The 14,687-nt window shown below is 47.7% G+C and carries 15 protein-coding genes; all 15 read left to right on the top strand.

Going from position 1 to position 14,687, the window contains the following annotated elements:
- Nucleotide 1 precedes the first annotated feature (1 nt).
- The 15 genes from AAV35_RS07515 (at nt 2) to pyrF (ending at nt 14,686) form a co-directional block, all read left to right on the top strand.
- Nucleotides 2-691, top strand: coding sequence for a YggS family pyridoxal phosphate-dependent enzyme (locus AAV35_RS07515; RefSeq protein ID WP_008589768.1), 690 nt, complete (start codon nt 2-4; stop codon nt 689-691).
- A 2-nt stretch (nt 692-693) separates the two neighbouring features.
- Nucleotides 694-1,134, top strand: a complete 441-nt coding sequence (locus tag AAV35_RS07510) for a cell division protein SepF (RefSeq protein ID WP_008589770.1) — start codon at nt 694-696, stop codon at nt 1,132-1,134.
- A 6-nt stretch (nt 1,135-1,140) separates the two neighbouring features.
- The gene (locus AAV35_RS07505; protein ID WP_008589772.1) at nt 1,141-1,410 is read left to right on the top strand and encodes a YggT family protein; all 270 of its coding nucleotides are present in this window, start codon (nt 1,141-1,143) and stop codon (nt 1,408-1,410) included.
- 95 nt (nt 1,411-1,505) lie between these two features.
- The gene (locus AAV35_RS07500) at nt 1,506-2,273 is read left to right on the top strand and encodes a YlmH family RNA-binding protein (protein WP_008589774.1); all 768 of its coding nucleotides are present in this window, start codon (nt 1,506-1,508) and stop codon (nt 2,271-2,273) included.
- A 114-nt stretch (nt 2,274-2,387) separates the two neighbouring features.
- On the top strand, nt 2,388-2,840 hold the full coding sequence (gene lspA / locus AAV35_RS07495; protein WP_008589776.1) for a signal peptidase II: 453 nt from the start codon (nt 2,388-2,390) through the stop codon (nt 2,838-2,840).
- A 17-nt stretch (nt 2,841-2,857) separates the two neighbouring features.
- Entirely contained in the window at nt 2,858-3,766 is a 909-nt protein-coding gene (locus AAV35_RS07490) for an RluA family pseudouridine synthase (protein WP_008589779.1), read from the top strand.
- Nucleotides 3,767-3,909: 143 nt separating this feature from the next.
- Complete coding sequence (gene pyrR / locus AAV35_RS07485; RefSeq protein WP_008589781.1) at nt 3,910-4,452, top strand: bifunctional pyr operon transcriptional regulator/uracil phosphoribosyltransferase PyrR; 543 nt, start codon at nt 3,910-3,912, stop codon at nt 4,450-4,452.
- A gap of 141 nt (nt 4,453-4,593) precedes the next feature.
- Complete coding sequence (locus AAV35_RS07480) at nt 4,594-5,955, top strand: uracil-xanthine permease family protein (protein ID WP_008589783.1); 1,362 nt, start codon at nt 4,594-4,596, stop codon at nt 5,953-5,955.
- 10 nt (nt 5,956-5,965) lie between these two features.
- On the top strand, nt 5,966-6,886 hold the full coding sequence (locus AAV35_RS07475; RefSeq protein WP_008589785.1) for an aspartate carbamoyltransferase catalytic subunit: 921 nt from the start codon (nt 5,966-5,968) through the stop codon (nt 6,884-6,886).
- Nucleotides 6,834-8,108: a dihydroorotase gene (locus AAV35_RS07470; protein ID WP_008589786.1), complete on the top strand. Its 1,275-nt coding sequence runs from the start codon at nt 6,834-6,836 to the stop codon at nt 8,106-8,108. The genes AAV35_RS07475 and AAV35_RS07470 overlap by 53 nt, the downstream gene beginning before the upstream one ends.
- The gene (carA, locus tag AAV35_RS07465) at nt 8,108-9,196 is read left to right on the top strand and encodes a glutamine-hydrolyzing carbamoyl-phosphate synthase small subunit (RefSeq protein WP_008589788.1); all 1,089 of its coding nucleotides are present in this window, start codon (nt 8,108-8,110) and stop codon (nt 9,194-9,196) included. The genes AAV35_RS07470 and carA overlap by 1 nt, the downstream gene beginning before the upstream one ends.
- Nucleotides 9,183-12,386: a carbamoyl-phosphate synthase large subunit gene (carB, locus tag AAV35_RS07460; RefSeq protein ID WP_008589789.1), complete on the top strand. Its 3,204-nt coding sequence runs from the start codon at nt 9,183-9,185 to the stop codon at nt 12,384-12,386. The genes carA and carB overlap by 14 nt, the downstream gene beginning before the upstream one ends.
- Nucleotide 12,387: 1 nt before the next feature.
- A complete protein-coding gene (locus AAV35_RS07455) occupies nt 12,388-13,104 on the top strand; it encodes a dihydroorotate dehydrogenase electron transfer subunit (RefSeq protein WP_040609327.1) in 717 nt (238 codons plus the stop codon).
- The gene (locus tag AAV35_RS07450; RefSeq protein ID WP_008589792.1) at nt 13,101-14,003 is read left to right on the top strand and encodes a dihydroorotate dehydrogenase; all 903 of its coding nucleotides are present in this window, start codon (nt 13,101-13,103) and stop codon (nt 14,001-14,003) included. The genes AAV35_RS07455 and AAV35_RS07450 overlap by 4 nt, the downstream gene beginning before the upstream one ends.
- Nucleotides 14,000-14,686 (top strand): orotidine-5'-phosphate decarboxylase, encoded by a 687-nt coding sequence (gene pyrF, locus AAV35_RS07445; RefSeq protein ID WP_008589794.1) that lies wholly within the window; start codon nt 14,000-14,002, stop codon nt 14,684-14,686. Before AAV35_RS07450 ends, pyrF begins: the two co-directional genes overlap by 4 nt.
- Nucleotide 14,687 lies beyond the last annotated feature (1 nt).

Here is a 14,687-nt window from a genome sequence, read left to right as displayed (position 1 = left end):
AGTGAACGTAAAAGAAAATGCAGCTATTATTGAAGATTCTATTGAACGGGCCTGTTCTAAAGTTGAACGGAATCCGGACGAAGTGACAACGATAGCAGTAACAAAGTACGTAAGCACAGAAAGAGCCAAAGAGGCTATTGAAGCGGGAATTGTAAATCTTGGAGAGAACCGGAAAGAAGGTTTTCTTGAAAAGTATTCCCAGATCAAAGACGAGGCCAAGTGGCACTTTATCGGATCGCTTCAGTCGAAGAAAGTGAAAGATGTGATAGGACAGATAGACGTCCTCCATTCTCTGGATCGCAAGTCTTTAGCTAAAGAAATCGATAAACGGGCAGAGACTGCTGTGTCCTGTTTTGTTCAGGTGAATATAAGCGGAGAGGATTCGAAGCACGGGTTGGAAGCGGAAAATGTTCTTCCATTTATACAAATGCTTGAGGATTATCCGAAAGTGAGAGTGATCGGGCTCATGACCATGGCCCCTCATGTAGAAGATGAAGAAAAACTGCGGGCAACATTCAGACAGTTACGCGCCCTCCGGGATAAGGTGAGGAATGAGAATATGGCGCACGCTCCCTGTGAGTATCTTTCCATGGGTATGAGTAACGATTATACTATTGCAATCGAAGAAGGGGCCACCCACATACGGATCGGTACAAGTCTTGTAGGCAACGAAACTTATGGAGGTGAGTGATCATGAATATGAAGAATAGATTCAAATCTTTTTTCACACTGGATGAAGATTATGAATACGTCGAAGAAGACGCTTATGAAGAAAACGAAACCGGGCAGCCGGAAGAGAATAGCAGAAGTAATAAACAGCAGAACGTCGTCAGTTTGAAAAGTGCCCATCGATCTTCTAAAATGGTTTTACACGAACCGAGAAATTACAGCGAAGCGCAGGATATTGCGGATGAACTTGTAAGTCATCGCGCAGTAGTCATAAATCTCCAGCGCGTGGAGCGGGACCAGGCGAAACGGATAGTGGACTTTTTGAGTGGAACAGTTTACGCTATTGGAGGAGATATTCAGAAGCTTGGATCCCAGACATTCCTCTGTGTGCCGGAGAACGTTGAAATTTCAGGTTCCATCTCCGAAATAATGCAGAACGAGGACGAATTTAACAGAAGGTGGTAATGCTTTGTGGGTTTGATATTTTCTCTTTTGATCAAGGCAATCCAGATATACAGCTGGCTGCTGATCATCTATATACTGATGTCCTGGTTCCCGGGAGCAAGAGACTCCAGTTTCGGGCAGGGACTGGCCAGAGTGACGGAACCATTTCTGGAGCAATTCCGCAGATTTATCCCGCCACTCGGCATGATTGATATTTCTCCGATAGTTGCGATTTTAACTTTGAATTTCGCTTCAAGAGGGATTCAGCAGTTATATATTATGTTAATGGTCGCATAAGAAAGAACAGAAGCTGAAGTTTCTGTTCTTTTTTCTTTATTGGTTACTGTCTTGTGCCTCGTTTTTGACGGGGGGTAAGGGAAAAGGAGGACACTATGGAAATATATCAGCACTTCAGAAAGGAAGAAAGACCATTCATCGATCAGGTGGAAGCCTGGCGGAAAGATGTCGAAATGAGGTTTCAGCGAAAACTCACGGATTTTCTCAACCCGAGAGAACGGCAAATTGCCACCTCCCTGTTACGTAATACGGACCTTCAGGTGGAATTTTCCGGAGAAGATGATGAAGAAAGACGCCGCATGATTATAGCTCCGGAATACGAGTTGATTGAAGAGGAGGATTTTCAGTTGACACTTCTGGAAGCCTCTTACCCGGCGAAATTTGTAAGCCTGGAACACAGGGATGTATTAGGGGCATTCATGTCTCTCGGTATCAAGCGTGAAAAACTCGGAGATCTCATAGTCAAAGACGGGTTTATACATATTATCGCAGCTGCCGAAATCAGTGATTTTATTAAGATGCAGCTGCAGCAGATTAATAAAGCTTCGGTGAGGTGGAAGGAAATAGAGATGGGTTCGAGGATGACATCGGAAGAAGAGTGGAAAGAATCTTCTGCTACGGTTTCGTCGCTGCGGATAGACGTAGTTCTGAAAGAGATTTACAATATGCCGCGGAAAAAGTCGGTAATGTATATTAAGGGAGGTCAGGTGAAAGTCAACTTCCGCACGGTGGATGACCCCTCTTTTCTGCTTGAAGAAGGAGACCTTATCTCCTTGCGGGGAAAAGGGAGGAGCGAACTGACTGAAGTGATGGGACAGACGAAGAAAGATAAATGGCGCATTACTTTTTCGGTGTTGTCGTAATCACTATTTCGTGATGGTTCTCCCCTGGCATAGAGCGCTGCTCTATACATAACTATTGGCTTCACATAGATAAATGATATAATAATAAGGACTCGCAGGGGATGGAGGATTTGAATGTTTCGGTTTTATGGACTTTCATTATTGATAATTGCAATAGATCAAATCAGCAAATGGCTGGTAACTAAATATATGGAAATAGGAGAGAGAATACCCGTCATAGATTCCTTTCTTCTGCTTACCTCTCACAGGAACCAAGGGGCGGCATGGGGGATATTACAGGGTCAGATGCTTTTCTTTTATATTATTACAGTTCTGATTGTGGGATTTTTGATTTACTACATGCAGACACAGGGAAAAAATAGTAGATGGAGTGCTGTGGCTTTAGCTCTTCTTCTTGCAGGAGCAATAGGGAATTTCATCGATCGCCTGTTCAGAAAAGAAGTAGTGGATTTCGTAGATGTGTACATCGGCAGCTACAATTACCCGATTTTTAACGTTGCTGATGCTTCTTTGACTATCGGCGTTATACTATTCCTTATAGCGACATTTATCGAAGACAAGAGATAAAAGGAGACAGAACAGTCATGAGTGAACAATTAAAAGTGGAAGCAGCGGATGCTTCTAAGAGAATAGATAAGTGGCTCAGTGATCATCTTGAAGATGTATCGCGTGCTCAGGTTCAGCAGTGGATAAGGGAACACCACGTCTCTGTGAATGATCGACACGTGAAAAGCAATTATAAAATACAGGAAGGGGATCTTGTTGCGTGGTCAGTGCCGGAAGTGAAACCGGCTGCCATTGAAAAAGAAAATATCCCTCTTACTATCGTTTACGAAGATGAAGACGTGCTTGTAGTGAATAAGCCGGTGGGGATGGTGGTTCATCCTTCAGCTGGCCATTACAGCGGAACGCTGGTAAACGGCCTTTTATACCATTGTGATGATCTTTCCGGTATTAACGGAGTGGAGCGTCCGGGTATTGTACACCGAATTGATAAAGATACGAGCGGTTTACTGATGGTAGCCAAGCACGATAAGGCTCATCAGCATCTAGCGGATCAACTGCAGGAAAAAACTGTGGAAAGGGAATATGAAGCGATTGCTCACGGGGTTATCGCCCACGATCACGGTACGATCGATGCTCCCATCGGCCGTGACCCTAAAGAACGTCAGCGCATGGCCGTGACGGAAGAGGGGAAAGATGCGGTAACTCATTTTACCGTAGAACGTCGTTTTGAAGAGTTCACCCATCTTACCTGTAAACTGGAAACGGGACGGACCCATCAGATACGGGCACACATGAGATATATCGAACATCCGCTGGCAGGGGACCACAAATACGGACCCAGGAAAACACTCGCTCTTCCAGGTCAGGCTCTGCATGCCAGAACCCTTTCCTTCACTCACCCGGTAAGCGGGGAAAGAATGAAGTTTACTGCTCCTGCGCCCGAACACTTCCAAAAAGCTCTGCGTGAACTGGAAGAAACGAGTTGACAAAAACCCGGGCTTTTGTAATAATAGTGAACAAGTTAATAAGAGACCTTTAACGACAGTCCCGTGAGGCTGAGAAGGAACCGGATTTTTGACCTTTTCTGCCCACGTGTGCAGAAAAGGTTTTTTGTGTAGGAGGATGCATTATGAATAAAAAGGCGACTGTACTCGATGATGCAGCGATCAGGCGAACTCTTACAAGGCTTTCGCATGAAATCGTAGAGAAAAATAAAGGCATCGAAGATCTTGTGCTTATCGGGGTGAAGACGCGGGGAGTTCCTCTTGCCACGAGAATCAAAAGTAAAATCGAAGATATTGAAGTGGCGTCCCTTCCTCAGGGGGAGCTTGACATCACCCTGTATCGCGATGATCTGAAGGAAGTGACAGACAAACATGAACCGGAACTGAAAGATTCTAAACTTCCGGTCGATATCAGCGATAAGAAAGTAATACTCGTAGACGATGTCCTTTATACAGGTCGGACAGTGCGTGCCGCAATGGACGCGCTCGTGGATCTCGGACGTCCATCCTCCATTCAGCTGGCAGTGCTTGTGGATCGGGGTCACAGAGAATTACCGATACGAGCAGATTACGTCGGTAAAAATATCCCGACTTCGAAGGAAGAAGTAGTGACTGTACGTCTCGAGGAGACCGATCAGCAGGAGGAAGTCGTCATTTACGAAAAATGAATAAAGGTACCTTTAATGAATGTCCCGAGAGGCTTCAAAGGTAAGGAGTAAGGCACGGGTATACCTATGTACCGATGCTGTGATCTCTTTGCTTATTGAAGCAAAGAGATTTTTTTATGCACAAAAAGAGGAGGAATTCGAATGAATGATAGAGAGATTGTATACGACGTTGAAGAGAAGCCGGCTCCGGCGAAATGGCTCGCCCTGAGCCTTCAGCATCTGTTCGCCATGTTCGGAGCTACGATACTGGTTCCTTTTCTGACCGGCCTATCTCCCTCAGTAGCTCTCGTAGCCAGTGGAACAGGAACGCTTGCTTATCTCCTGATAACACGGGGGAAAGTTCCGGCATACTTAGGATCAAGTTTTGCTTTTATTTATCCGATTACCCAGATCTCCGAATCTTCCGGAGTCGCGGGAGCCATGGTCGGCAGCTTTCTTGCGGGGCTTGTGTACGGTGCTGCCTCCCTGCTCATCATGATTTTCGGTGTAAAGTGGCTTACTAAACTGCTTCCGCCGGTCGTAGTGGGACCGGTCATTATGGTGATCGGCCTCGGGCTTGCTTCCACTGCTGTAGACATGGCTATGTACGAACCGGGAAGCGACAAGGTTTACAGTACTATCCACATCACCACCGCTCTCGTCACACTCGGAGCTACAATTATAGCCATGGTATTCCTGCGGGGGATATTCCGCCTTATACCGATCTTAATCGGAATTACGACCGGCTATACTTTTGCACTGGTGAACGGAGTGGTAGACACATCAGGAATTCAGACGGAGTGGGAAAACTGGACCGGTGCCGAGTCATTTACGGGCTTTCTGCAGGCTTTCTTCCGGACGCCGGACTTCCTCCTTCCCTTTATCGATTATTCACCTTTCAGTGTTCTCAGTCTGGATATCGCCATGGTTATGATGCCTTTTGCTCTCGTTACACTCGCGGAACATACGGGTGACCAGATGGTGTTATCAAAAGTGACGGGCAGGAATTTTCTTAAGAATCCCGGACTCGATAAAACGATTCTCGGTGACGGAGCGGCGACAATGATTGCGAGCATGCTCGGGGGACCGCCGAACACAACCTATGGTGAGAATATAGGAGTGCTGGCCGTAACAAGGGTTTTCAGCGTATTCGTAATAGGCCTTGCAGCGGTTATGGCTATTGTATTCGGGTGGATAGGAATGGTTACGGTTCTAATAAGTTCGATCCCCCAGGCAGTCATGGGCGGCGTCAGCATTCTTTTGTTCGGAGTCATAGCGGCGAGCGGACTTCGTATGATGATCGATCATAACGTAAACCTCGGGGATAACCGGAATCTGGTGATCACGTCAGTCATTCTCGTAATCGGAGTGGGTGGTGCTTTCATCCGGCTGTCTCCGCAGGTAGAGCTCGGAGGGATGGCACTTGCGGCTGTGACGGGAATCGTACTGAACCTCATTATTCCCCGGTCTGAAGAAGAGAAGCAGCAGAAATCAGTGTTCGAAAAGGATGAAGAAATAGCATAGGAGGGATTCCATGAATCACTTATTAACTATGGATCAATTAAGTAACAGAATGATTTATTCACTTCTCGAAAATGCCGGACGCATGAAAAGAGGCGAGCAGAAAACGTGGAAAGGAAGGTTCGCAGCGAATCTTTTCCTTGAACCGAGCACAAGGACGAGACAAAGCTTTCACGTTGCAGAGAGACGGATGCAGATGGAAGTGCTGGAAATGGAAGCGGAGCAGTCGAGTCTTCTCAAAGGTGAATCGCTGTATGATTCAGTCCGTACTCTGGAGGCGATAGGAACCGATATTCTGGTTATCAGGCAGTCCGAGCGCGATTCTCTTCAGGAACTTTCAGAATGCAAAGGAATCTCGATTATTAACGCAGGGGACGGTACGGGGGAACACCCGACGCAAAGTCTGCTGGATCTGTTCACCATTTATGAGGAGTTCGGCTGTTTTAAAGGTCTGACAGTCACTATTGCGGGTGATATTAAACACAGCAGAGTAGCGAGGTCGAACGCATACGCTCTGAAGCAGCTTGGTGCAGAGGTTCAATTTTCTTCTCCCGACGAATGGAAGGAGCCGGGGAAGACGTACGTAACGATGGATGAGGCCGTCGCCTCGAGCGATGTTCTTATGCTGCTCAGAATACAGAAAGAGCGCCACGACTGGGAAGGGGATATCCCCGACTACCTTACGGATTACGGTTTGACGAAAGAAAGAGAAAGGCGGATGAAGAGTCACTCCATCATTCTCCATCCTGCTCCGGTTAACCGTGGCGTGGAAATCGATTCCGCTCTAGTGGAATGTCAAAAATCTCGTATATTTACGCAAATGAACAACGGGGTCTACATGAGAATGGCGATAATAGACGAATTAATGGGGGGGAAGCACAATGAAAATAACAAATGCGTTCCGATGGAAAGAGAACTCTTTGCAACCATGTGAAATCCGTGTAAAAGACGGAATGATTGCAGAGATTAAAAATCAAATGGAAGAGGTTAGCGGGGAAGAGGTTTTTGATGCCAGGGGTGCCCTTGTGGCACCCGGCTTCACTGATGTACACATCCACTTAAGAGAGCCCGGAGCGGAATATAAAGAAACGATCGCCTCCGGTACGGGAGCTGCTCTCAAAGGAGGGTTTACAACCGTCTGCCCGATGCCGAATACCTCTCCAGTGCCCGATACGAAAGAAAATCTGAAAAATCTCATGAGTAGAATAAAAAATGATGCAGTAGTGGAAGTGTTGCCTTACGCCTCCATTTCTCTTGGGCAGAAAGGAGAAAGTCTCACTGACATGAAAGCTTTGAAAGAAGCCGGAGCATTTGCATTCACCGATGACGGAGTGGGGGTTCAGGAGGCTTCGTTCATGAAAAAAGCGATGCAGAATGCTGCCGTTCTCGGGATGTCGATCGTCGCTCACTGTGAAGATAATGGGCTCGCAGGTTCCGGAGTCGTACACGAAGGCGAGGTGTCCGAACGACTGGAGCTGCCGGGGATCCCGTCGAGTGCAGAATCTGTTCACATAGCAAGAGATGCCATTCTTGCCGGTGAAACCGGATGTCACTACCACGTCTGTCACGTATCATCAGCGTCCTCGGTCAGAGTGATACGGGAAGCGAAAAATGCAGGGATCAACATTACAGCTGAAGTTACACCGCATCATCTGCTTCTCAATGAAAGTGATATACATAAAGATGACGCCATGTACAAAATGAATCCTCCCTTACGTTCCGAGGAAGATCGTCAGGCGCTTATCCAGGGTCTGGAAGAAGGAACCATTGATTTTATAGCTACCGATCATGCTCCTCATTCCGAGGATGAAAAACAGCAGAGCATGAGGAAAGCCCCCTTCGGAATCACCGGACTTGAAACGGCCTTCCCTCTGCTGTACACCTCTTTTGTCAGAAACGGCAATTGGACGACCGGGCAGCTTATAGAATGGCTGACGGCAAAACCGAGAAAAGTCTTTTCAATGAGTCAGAGAACTTTGGAACCTGGACAGCCTGCAACGCTCACATTCGTTGACCTGTATACGGAAGAGGAAATCGACAGACATCGGTTCCTGTCCAAAGGAAAAAATACCCCGTTCCACGGGGCGAAAGTGAGCGGTATTCCAAAATGCACAATGATAGAAGGGCACATCGCCTGGGAAGGGTGGAATAAATGATGAAGCGACTCGTTCTTGAAGATGGCACGGTGTTCAGCGGCAACGGATTCGGAAGCGAAAAGGATGTAATAGGAGAAATCGTCTTTCAGACCGGTATGACCGGTTATCAGGAAGTAATGTCCGATCCTTCGTATTACGGACAGATAATAACTTTTACATATCCATCGATTGGAAACTATGGAGTGAACAGGGATGATTTTGAAACTATCTTTCCATCTTTATCGGGAGTGGTGGTTAAGGAACATTGTGAATACCCGTCTAATTTCAGGAATGAAGAGACGCTGGATTCTTTTCTGAAAGCAAGAGGGATTCCCGGAATCAGCGGAATCGATACGAGAGAGCTCACAAAAATCATAAGAGAAACCGGGACGATGAAGGCAGTAATCACAAGCAGTGAGAGGAATGTACGGGAAGTACTGGAAGAGATGAGGGAGTATGAGCTTCCGACGGATCAGGTGGCGAGCGTCTCGACTGATAAACCTTACGTCATCCCTCATCGGGGAGAAAGGATTGTAGTCGTCGATTACGGTATGAAAAATGGTCTGCTGCGAGCCTTTACAGAGAGAGATTGTCACATTACGGTAGTGCCTTATAATATTTCCGCTGAAGAAATAATGAGGCAGAAACCGGATGGAGTGTTTCTTTCAAATGGCCCCGGTAATCCTGCGCACATACCGGAGGCGACAGAGACAGTAAGAAAGCTGATCGGCAAGGTACCTGTCTTCGGTGTCTGTATGGGGCATCAGGTTATTGCCAGAGCTTGCGGAGCAAGGACGGAAAAACTTCCTTTCGGCCATCGCGGGGTAAACCAGCCTGTATTTGACAAAGTCAACAACCGGACTTATATGACGTCCCAGAATCACGGTTATTCAGTTGATTATAATTCAATTATGTCAACTGATTTGAAAGTCACTCAGTACTCCCTGAATGATGATACGGTGGAAGCTTTGGAACATGCGAGATATCCTGTGTTTTCCGTTCAGTACCATCCCGAGAGTACCCCGGGTCCTGAAGACACCGGCCACTTATTTGATCGATTTTTAAGTATCGTACGCAATTGGAAGGAGGAGACGTATGTCCGAACATAAGAATATAAAAAAAATCCTCGTTATAGGCTCCGGACCTATTATTATAGGTCAGGCTGCGGAATTCGATTATTCAGGCACTCAGGCCTGTCAGTCGCTGAAAGAAGAAGGATATGAAGTCATCCTTGCCAATTCCAACCCGGCAACGATCATGACTGATTACACGTTCGCCGACCAGGTTTACATGGAACCCCTGACGGTGGACTTTCTGTCTAAAATCATCCGTAAAGAACGTCCCGATGCTCTGCTGCCGACACTCGGAGGGCAGACCGGGCTGAACCTGGCCGTGGAGCTGGACGAGTCAGGAGTCCTTAAAGAGATGAACGTTGAACTTCTCGGTTCTTCTCTTCATGCAATCCAGAAAGCGGAAGACAGAGAACTTTTCCGGTCTCTTATGAGAGAAATCGGGCAGCCTGTCCCCGAAAGTGATATCGTATCAACGACAAAAGAGGCTTTAACTTCCGCAGTACATATCGGTTACCCGGTGATTGTACGTCCGGCTTATACGATGGGGGGAGCCGGAGGAGGCATTTGCAGAAACGAAGAAGAACTCACGGAAGTTGTAAGGAATGGCCTTGATCTTTCGCCGGTGCATCAGTGCCTCATAGAGAAGAACATTGCCGGCTTCAAAGAAATAGAAATGGAAGTGATGCGCGACAAAAAGGATAACTGTATCGTCGTCTGTTCTATGGAAAATGTCGATCCGGTAGGGATCCATACGGGGGATTCGATTGTAGTAGCTCCGACACAGACGCTGAGTGACCGGGATTACCAGATAATGAGGAATGCCTCCACAGAAATTATCCGTTCACTGGGAATCGAGGGGGGATGTAACGTTCAGCTTGCAATGGACCCGGAGAGCTTCGATTACTACGTCATTGAAGTGAACCCAAGGGTCAGCCGCTCCTCCGCTCTCGCATCAAAAGCTACCGGGTACCCGATTGCCAAGATCGCAGCCAAAATCGCCGTAGGTATGAGTCTTGATGAAATCCGTAATCCGGTTACAGGAACGACTACTGCCTGTTTCGAGCCTTCTCTCGACTACGTCGTGTGTAAAATCCCCCGCTGGCCTTTTGACAAATTCGAAGACGGTAACCGTATACTCGGTACACAGATGAAGGCGACCGGTGAGGTGATGGCAATGGGGCGTACATTTGAGGAGGCTTTTCTGAAAGGGGTCCGCTCTCTTGAACAGAATGACGGTGACTTCTATGATCCCGACTTCATCGGTCTCCCGGACGAAGAACTGCTTGAACAGATGCACAGAGCGGATGACAGGCGTCTGTTCATCCTCTCGGAAGCGATGAGAAGAGGAATCGGTCTCGAAGTTATTCACGAAAAAACGAGGATAGACCGTTTTTTTCTCCGGAAAATCGACTCTATTCTTCTTCTGGAGAAAGAGATCGGGGAGAAAGGCTGGAATACCGAACTGATCAGCCGGGCCAAGGAGAAGGGTTTTGCCGACCGTCATCTTGCACGCGTGCTGAAAACCACCGCAGCAGACGTCAGTGAAAAGAGACGTTCAGAAGGTATCACTCCTGTCTACAAGATGGTGGATACGTGTGCAGGGGAATTTGAGTCGGCGACCCCTTACTACTACTCCACTTATGAAACTTTCAACGAATCAGATGTAACAAAGAGAAAGAAAGTTCTTGTTGTCGGGTCCGGACCCATCCGTATCGGCCAGGGCGTGGAGTTCGATTATGCTACGGTCCACTCGGTCCTTGCATTAAAAGAGTTAGGGTATGAAGCGATCATCATCAACAATAACCCTGAAACTGTCTCAACGGATTTCAGTGTGTCCGACAAACTTTACTTTGAACCGCTTACTGTAGAGGATGTCATGAACGTTGTGGATCTCGAACAGCCGGAAGGGGTGATTTTGCAGTTCGGCGGTCAGACTTCGGTGAATCTGGCGGACGGGCTGGAGGAAAGAGGCGTGACGATTCTCGGAACGACCATCGACTCCATCAGGAAGACGGAAGATCGGAGCTCCTTCGAACAATTGCTGAATAATCTCGGGGTAAGTCATCCCGGAGGGGAAAGCGTGGATGAAAAAGAGGATGCCTACCGCGTGGCGCAGGCTGTCGGATATCCGGTACTCGTACGTCCTTCGTATGTCCTTGGGGGCAGGGCTATGGAAATCGTCTATTCGGAGGAGGAGCTGACTCATTACTTATCGAAGTTCGTCTCCAATGGTCATCCGGTATTAATAGATAAATATCTTTCCGGTAAGGAAGTGGAAGTTGACGCGATTACGGACGGGAAAGATGTGGTTATACCGGGTATTATGGAGCACATTGAACGGGCGGGCGTCCATTCGGGTGACTCGATGGCGGTATATCCTCCTCGAAACCTTTCGCAGGAAGTGATCAGACAACTGGAAGAAGCAACGATAAAGATAGCGAAAAACCTGCCTTTAAAAGGACTGATCAATATTCAGTTTGTAGTCCAGGAAGAGAAAGTTTACGTACTCGAAGTCAACCCGCGTGCCAGCCGTACGGTTCCATTCCTGAGCAAAATCACCGGAATACAGATGGCCGGACTGGCTACGAAAGTGATGACGGGTCTGAGACTTACGGACGAAGGCTACTCTACCGGGATTGTGACTGAAAGAGAAGGCATATATGTAAAGGTACCTGTGTTTTCCTTTGAAAAATTACGAAGTGTCGACACTACCCTCGGACCCGAAATGAAATCGACGGGAGAAGTGATCGGATACGATGAAGATCTGGAAAGAGCGCTCTACAAAGGTATGATGGCAGCAGGTATGAAGATTCCGGAACACGGAAGCGTTCTGTTGACCGTAGCGGATAAAGATAAAAAGGAAGTGGAACCGCTGGCAGCCACGCTCGTCGATCTGGGTTTTCATTTAATTGCCACGGCTGGAACGGCAAGGTTTTTAAAAGAAAGAAATCTTCCGGTTACAACTGTAGGAAAAGTGGATGAGGACGAAGGCGTCCTGGCAGTTATCCGGGAACAGAAGGTGCAGATGGTGATTAATACGTTGAACAGGAAGAGGAAGGCGCATACGGACGGGTTCCGTATCCGGCGGGAAGCTGTAGAATACGGGAAAGCATGCTTTACTAGCGTGGATACTGCGTCTGCAGCTGTGGATGTATTGAAATCCATGAGCCTTACCTCAAGGCCGTTATCAAATCGAAGGGGGTTGGTAACAAGTGCAGACGTATGATATGAAAGTCGTGAACCATAGAGAAATTGCCGAGTGTACGTACGAAATAACATTACAGACTGATGTTTTTTTCCCTGCAGAGCCCGGTCAGTTTGTGCACATCCTTGTAGATCCTCCCCATCAGCTCAGACGTCCGTTATCACTTGCTTCTTCCTCCGGAAGGGAAATCACCGTGGTCTATAAGACGTTCGGAGAAGGTACACGAACCCTCGCGAACAAAAAGAGGGGGGAGACGGTTAACGTTCTCGGTCCCCTTGGAAACGGGTTCACCCTGCCCGAGCAGAAAAAGGTGATGCTTGTAGGAGGAGGGGTCGGTGTACCCCCGTTACTCTGGCTTGCAAAAGAGCTGCATAAGAATGGCAAAAAAGTCAGTGCTGTATTAGGTTTCAAATCTGTAAATCAAGTTTTTTACAGAAGAAAAATGGAGGAGTATGCGGAAGTGACGGTAGTTACAGACGATGGTTCTTCCGGTGAAAAAGGACTGGTTACGAAGTGGCTGGATCCGGAAGCTGATGTTTATTATGCGTGCGGGCCGAACCCCATGCTGAAAGCTCTGGAAGCACAACTTACCATCCCCGGCTATAATTCCATGGAAGAGAGGATGGGCTGTGCTATCGGGGCCTGCTTCGCCTGTACTGTCGAAACCAAGGATGGCGGTTACGTCAACGTATGTAAGGACGGGCCTGTTTTTCCGAAGGGGAGGGTGAAACTGCCATGAGTTTGCATGTACATTTACCCGGACTGGAATTGAAAAATCCCGTCATGCCTGCTTCCGGATGCTTCAGTTTCGGTAAAGAATATGCGCAGTTCTATGATCTCGATACTCTTGGAGCAGTAATTATGAAGGCTGCTACGAAAGAGCCCCGGTTGGGTAACAAAACACCGAGAGTCGCCGAAACTTCAAGCGGTATGCTGAATGCTATCGGATTACAGAACCCGGGTGTCGATAAAATAATAAGCGAAGAAATGCCGTTTCTGAACGAATATGCACTTCCGAAAATCGCGAATATAGCAGGGTCCTCCCCTGAAGAATATGCAGAAACAGCAAAGAAAATGTCTCCACATGTACAGGCGCTTGAGTTGAATATCTCCTGTCCGAACGTGAAAGAAGGAGGAATCCAGTTCGGAACCGATCCTGACCTCGCTTCGAACGTGGTTGGACAGGTAAAAAAAGTATCGGAAGTACCGGTTTATGTAAAACTCTCTCCGAACGTGACAGATATAAGGGGGATGGCAGTAGCCTGCGAACAGGCAGGAGCGGACGGATTGTCCATGATCAATACCATTACGGGAATGCAGATTTTGAAAGAGAGGAGACGTCCCCTGCTTCATAATCAGACAGGCGGTTTATCAGGGCCTGCAATCAAACCTGTAGCTATCAGTATGATCCACGAAGTTTATCCGTACGTCTCCGTCCCTATTATAGGCATGGGAGGCATCGGGTCTGCTGAAGATGTATTGGAGTTCTTACTGGCCGGAGCATCCGCTGTGGCCGTGGGTACAGCGAATTTCCACAATCCGTTCGTCATGCCCGAAATAATTGCTGACTTACCCGGAGTGCTCCGGGAATACGGTTTTTCTTCTGCGGAAGAAGCGATTGGAGGGGCTCACTATTGAAAACGTTACGTCCGCTTTATATAGCTCTTGATTTCCCCGGGAAAAAGGAAGCGCTCGAGTTTCTGGAAGCGCACAATCTCGAAAAAGTTCCTGTTAAGGTAGGAATGCAGCTGTTCTATAAAGAAGGGCCTGCTATTGTGCGTGAATTGAGGAAGAGGGGGCATCCGGTATTCCTTGATGTAAAGGTTCACGATATTCCGGCTACGGCCGAGGGGGCAGTGAAAAGTCTTGTCTCTCTGGATGTAGAAGTGCTCACCGTCCATGCCCAGGGCGGAAAAGAGATGATGAAGCGTGCCGGGCGGGCTGCGGGTGATACGGTGATACTGGCAGTTACTCAACTGACTTCCGTTACGGAGGAGATGCTGAATAGAGAGCTTGGCATTCCTTCGAGTCTGAAGGAGAATGTAATGAATCTCGCTCTGCAGGCACAGGAATCCGGCATGGACGGGGTGGTGTGCTCCGTGCACGAGGCGAAGATGATAAACACCCGTGTAAAAAGAGAATTTTTCACTCTCACTCCCGGTATACGTCTGGAAACGGAAAGTAAGCACGATCAAAAACGTGCAGCTACTCCGGAGGAAGCGAAGCGGGAGGGGGCGACCGCCATTGTAGTGGGGAGAGCCGTTACGGAAGCGGATAATCCGAAAGAAATATATGAAGCGATACGAAGGGAGATTGGATAAA

It is taken from the genome of Salimicrobium jeotgali (genome assembly GCF_001685435.2).
Classification (GTDB): domain Bacteria; phylum Bacillota; class Bacilli; order Bacillales; family Halobacillaceae; genus Salimicrobium; species Salimicrobium album.
Note: the sequence above shows the minus strand (reverse complement) of the source record. Positions and strands in the feature narration are given on the sequence as shown.